The organism is SAR324 cluster bacterium (assembly GCA_029245725.1).
In the GTDB taxonomy this organism is placed as follows: Bacteria; SAR324; SAR324; order SAR324; family NAC60-12; genus JCVI-SCAAA005.
Genome location: JAQWOT010000069.1, coordinates 1 through 3,620, shown reverse-complemented (window position 1 = coordinate 3,620; position 3,620 = coordinate 1). Strand labels below are relative to the sequence as shown.

Annotated in this window: 3 protein-coding genes; all 3 read right to left on the bottom strand. The window is 47.6% G+C overall.

All coding sequences use genetic code 11. From position 1 onward, the window contains the following. On the bottom strand, positions 1 to 562 hold a 562-nt coding region (locus tag P8O70_03030), incomplete at its 3' end, for an ABC transporter ATP-binding protein (GenBank protein ID MDG2195856.1). Positions 563 to 589: 27 nt separating this feature from the next. Next, on the bottom strand, positions 590 to 3,079 hold the full coding sequence (gene pheT / locus P8O70_03025) for a phenylalanine--tRNA ligase subunit beta (GenBank protein ID MDG2195855.1): 2,490 nt from the start codon (positions 3,077 to 3,079) through the stop codon (positions 590 to 592). 50 nt (positions 3,080 to 3,129) lie between these two features. After that, on the bottom strand, positions 3,130 to 3,620 hold a 491-nt coding region (locus P8O70_03020; GenBank protein ID MDG2195854.1), incomplete at its 5' end, for a ParA family protein.

Genomic DNA, 3,620 nt, shown 5'->3' with positions numbered 1-3,620 from the left:
AATCGAAAAGTAGATTCACAATCTGCTCACCAGTTTCCACATCCAAATTTCCTGTAGGCTCATCAGCTAACAAAATCGCGGGTTCCACGACCACAGCACGAGCGATTGCAACCCGTTGACATTCCCCACCACTCAACTGGTATGGGAAGTGGTCATGACGATGTTCAAGTCGCACTTGTTCCAAAGCTCTACGAGAGCGTTCTGCATGTCCAGCCCTTTGAAAAATCTCTAGTGGTAAACTGATGTTTTCCAAAGCTGTCAGATGCGACATCAAATGAAATTGCTGGAAAATGATCCCGATATTCTCCGCACGGAATCGTGTCAGTTCTTCCTCACTCATTTGAGCCAGATCAGTTCCACGAATCCTCAGGGCACCACTGGTGGGTTGGTCAAGACCTGCGAGCAAAGAAAGCAGAGTCGATTTTCCACTGCCTGACTGCCCTAGTACCGCAACTGTTTCACCCTGATTGACTTGTAACTGTAAGTTGCGCAGGACCTCAACATTTTCGTTCCCGCTGGGATGAGGAAAGGACTTTCCAACATTTTCCAACTCTAGAATCATTAATAAAACTCTGTACTTGGGGTGTTTTCAAGATCTCAACTGGGCATCACAGGTCTGTTCGAGTCGGCGTACAATTTTCTGTCGGATCTTCTGAACATCCTTGTCCTGCAGAGTCTGGTCATTTGCTTGAAAGGTGAGAGCAAAAGCCAAGCTCTTTTTGTCAGCAGCCACTTGTTCACCTGTATACACATCAAACAAGGTAACCTGTTTCAACAAAGGACGACCTGCCTGTTCCATCTCACCAAGGACTTGAGCTACCGGAAGATCTTGATTTACAACAACTGCCAAGTCTTCGTAGATTGGAGTGAAGCCGGAAATTTCTTGCATCTGATGTGCTTGTTGCCATTGGTTTAATAGCAGATCCAGATCCAGTTCTGCCACACAAAACGGTTGTTCAGGGAGAGAAAATTCACTACGAATTTTTGGGTGGAGTTCTCCAATGTAGCCCAGCATCTGTCCACCGAGATAAAGACTGGCACAGCGGCCTGGATGACAGGGTAAAACATCAGCTTGCTCCCAGCGAATCTCAGATTGTAAATGCAGGCCTTCCAACAAAATCTCCAAACGCCCCTTGATGTCATAAAAGTCATAGTCAGTTGTTGCTTGGTCAGGTTGCCATGCATCGGCTTGGCGGGGGCCTGTTAGCAACGTAGCCAGCCGACGAGGCTCAGCTGGGAGGGTTTCTCCTTCTTGAGGTAAGAACACACCACCCACCTCAAAAATCTGAATCCGAGACAACAGTCGAAGGTTTTCACGAGCTGTCTGAAGCAAGCCCACCAGTAAAGTCTGACGAAGATGACTACGCTCCTGAGAAAGAGGATTCAGCAAGCCAATCTGTGTGCTTTCACTCGCATCCGTCTGTAATCGCAGTGTGGCTTCATCGAGAGGACTGTTCAGTGAGTAGGTAATCACCTCGTCAAGCCCCGCTCCTACTAGCAGATCACGGACTTTCTCTATACCGTTCAATTTAAAGTTTTCACGTTGCGGTGGCAATTCATCGGTTAATCTTGTGGGAGGAAGGCGATTGTAACCATGGATGCGTACAAGTTCTTCCACTAGATCTGCTGGAATCCGCACATCCTGACGATGAGTTGGCACCTGAACCTGATAGATTCCCTGCGTGATAGCAACTTCGAATTCCAGCGCCTTAAGAATCCGTACAACCTCAACCTCTGGCATCTGGATTCCAAGGATGCGCTCAATATAGTCAGAGTGCAGTTCAATGCTGACTGGTTCAGGTCTTTTTGGGTAGAGATCCGCGACTACGGGCTCCAGCGTTCCACCAGCCAATTCAGCAATCAGCCGTGCTGCACGCCAGCCCGCCAGCAGTGGTAATTCAGGATCTAGCCGTTTGCCAAACCGCTCTGCCGCTTCTGTCTTGAGCTTCAGTACTTGGGAGGTGCGCCGATTGTTCAGAAACTCAAAATGAGCTGCTTCCAACAGAATATCGGTTGTCGCTTCAGATACTTCGGTATTGCCTCCACCCATTACACCTGCGATGGCAATCGCTCCCTGCTCATCGGTAATCAACAACATTTCTGGGTCAAGCTTGCGCTCAATTTCATCGAGAGTTACTAACACTTCCCCCGGTTGGGCACGACGAACACAGATAGTTGGAGTGCCACTACTACGTTGGACTAGTGCTTCATAATCAAAGGCGTGGAGGGGTTGCCCTAGCTCCAACATCACATAGTTGGTAATATCAACAATGTTATTGATGGGGCGCATTCCGCTCTGTCTCAAGCGCTGCTGCATCCAAAATGGAGAAGGCCCAATCTTGACGTTCTTGATCCTAATTGCGGTATAGCGTGCACAAAGATCTGGGTCATTGATCTGCAGATTTACATAACCCGATTCTTCTACAATATTCTTGGCTTCTGGCAGATCGTGAATGAACTCATTCTTGAGAGGTAACCCATAAATCGCAGCAGCCTCGCGGGCAATGCCATGGACACAGAGAAGATGACTGAAACCTCCCTTGATATCGAAGTGCAGAACTGTCTCTCCAAGATATTCACTCAAAGGAGAACCAACAGGTGCATCCTCTGGAAGAATCAAGACTCCCTCATGTTCTTCACTCAGACCAAGTTCCTTTTCAGAACAAGCCATTCCTTCAGAAGGAATCCCTCGAATTTTCGAAGGTTTTAGCTTCTTAAGCTTGTATTTTTCACTGTAGGCGTCAATTACCTGTGCCCCAACCAAAGCCAGGGAGATCTTTGGGCAGGGAGTTGGGACATTGCCAATCATTGCAAAAATATTAGGAGCACCGGTCACCACCACCAGGGATTGATCTTTTCCGTAATTGACCGTGGCTAGGCAGAGAGAGTCCGCATCAGGATGAGGTTCCACTTTCTGAATCTCTGCAACTATTAGAGTTTCGGGATTCCAGAATTCCCCAATCACGTCTGTCCCATCAACCTCCAGGCCTGCAATCGTCAGGGTTTCTGTCAATTGATCAGGGGTTACGATGTAATCAACAAAATCACGTAGCCAGCGAAGCGGAATCTTGAGCGCCATATTCTCTTGGTAGTCAGGTTGAGTGAATGAATTGCGAGACTAGACTTCTTTCAGTTGGATTGCAGTTCATGATACAGGTTCCGAAACTCCAGTGTCATCTTGTGCTGTGAATCCATAAAAACCAGTGGCTTGCAGTGCTGATGGGACTCACGAATCTTGATAGAAGACAAAAGTTTTGTCTCTAGAATCGGTAGTTCTTCAGCCAGCATTTCCTCCAGTAATTGGCGTGGTAATCGGGCTCGTGGCTGAAACTGGTTAGCCACAATCCCGTCCACCTCTAGCTGCGGATTGTGATCGGAGCTGATTTCACAGACTTGTTGCAACAGGGTATACAGTGCCTGACGCGAGAAAACGTCACAATCGAAAGGAATCAAACAACGCTCTGATGCAATCAAAGCGGATCTAGTGAAGAAATTCCACGCTGGTGGGGTGTCCAGAAAAATTTCATCGTACTCCGATAATGACAACAAGAGTTCTCTCAATTTGAACATCTTGTAGTGCATCTCCAGCTTGGCTTGTAATACCTCCAACTCTGGATGGG